Source organism: Acuticoccus kandeliae (assembly GCF_003073115.1).
In genome coordinates, this window is sequence record NZ_QBBV01000014.1 from 1 (window position 1) to 841 (window position 841).

Annotated in this window: 2 protein-coding genes; both read right to left on the reverse strand. The window is 66.8% G+C overall.

The genetic code is table 11. From position 1 onward, the window contains the following. On the reverse strand, positions 1 to 576 hold a 576-nt coding region (locus tag DBV35_RS29040), incomplete at its 3' end, for a DDE-type integrase/transposase/recombinase (RefSeq protein ID WP_170135073.1). A 48-nt stretch (positions 577 to 624) separates the two neighbouring features. Further along, a complete protein-coding gene (locus DBV35_RS31515) occupies positions 625 to 786 on the reverse strand; it encodes a leucine zipper domain-containing protein (protein WP_108663916.1) in 162 nt (53 codons plus the stop codon). Positions 787 to 841 lie beyond the last annotated feature (55 nt).

An 841-nucleotide genomic window follows, 5' to 3' on the forward strand; every position in this document is an offset into this window, starting at 1 on the left:
GTTGTAGGCTCTGAGGAAGGGCTGCATGGCGCGCGTTCGCTCGTGCGAGGAGTGATAGGGCTGGGCGTAGACCCATTCCCGCAGCGAGGTCTGGATGAAGCGCTCGGCCTTGCCGTTGGTGCGGGGCGTGTAGGGCCTGGTGCGGATGTGGCGCAGGCCGCGCGCGGCGAGCTCGCCACGGAAGGTGTGGCTGCGATAGGCGGAGCCGTTGCCGGACATGACCCGCTCGACGATGACGCCGTGGCGAGCGAAGAAGGCGAGTGCGCGCTGGAGAAACGCGATAGCGTCCTCGCGTTTCTCTGTTGCGAGGACCTCGGTGTAGGCGAGGCGTGAGGCGTCGTCGATGGCGACATGCAGGACTTCCCAGCCGGTGCCGAGCTTGTTCGATTGGCCCGTCCGGTCGCCGGTGATGCGATGGCCGATCCCATCGATCCGGCCGAGTTTTTTGGTGTCGATATGGATCAGCTCGCCGGGCCGCTCGCGCTGGTAGCGGCGGGCCGGCGGTGTCTCGTCGAGCGCCTTGAGCTTGCCGAGGCCGAGCCGGCGCAGAACGGCCCCGACGGTGGGGCGGGGCATATTGAGCCGGCGGGCGATGGCTGGCCCCGTCATGCGCTGAAGCCGCAGCTACTTGATCTCTTCGATGGTCTGGTCTGGCAGCTTGTGGCGGATGCGATGGGGGGCGTTGGAGCGATCGTCGAGAGCGGCTTCGCCGCCAGCTCGGAAGCGGGCGAGCCACTTGAAAGCGGTTCGCTTCGAGATACCGGCAGCGCTTGCGGCATCGACCAAAGATCACCCCTCTGCACTCACCCGATGGACCAGAAGGAGCCGGCTATGTCGGTTC